This is a genomic window from Streptomyces sp. BE20 (assembly GCF_036322525.1).
Lineage (GTDB): Bacteria > Actinomycetota > Actinomycetes > Streptomycetales > Streptomycetaceae > Kitasatospora.
On record NZ_JAQYWW010000192.1, the window covers coordinates 1 to 405 of the forward strand.

A 405-nucleotide genomic window follows, 5' to 3' on the forward strand; every position below is an offset into this window, starting at 1 on the left:
CCCGGCCCCAGACCCAACCGACCGTCCATCGCCGCCAGGAAACCCGCGAACGCCCCGTGCGACACCACCACACCCTTCGGACGCCCCGTCGAACCCGACGTATGGATCACATACGCCGCCCCCTCCGGATCCACCGGCACGCCACCGAACGGCTCGGCGGACTCCGTCGCACGGACCGTCTCCGGATCGTCCAGCAGCAGCACCGGGACGCCCTCCGGCAGTACGGCCGCGCTCTCCCCCACCGCGACCGTGCAGACCGGCGACGCGTCCTCCACCATGAACGCCAGCCGCTCCGCCGGGAAACCCGGATCCAGCGGCAGATACCCCGCCCCCGACCGCAACACCGCCACCATCGCCACCACCAGGTCCACCGACCGCGGCAACGCCAACCCCACCCAACGACCC

General features: G+C 72.3%; 1 protein-coding gene. It reads right to left on the reverse strand.

Annotation, left to right across the window (positions count from 1 at the left end):
* A partial coding sequence (locus tag PUR61_RS00830) for an AMP-binding protein (protein ID WP_329874564.1) occupies positions 1-371 on the reverse strand: 371 nt, incomplete at its 3' end.
* Between the last annotated feature and the right edge of the window lie 34 nt (positions 372-405).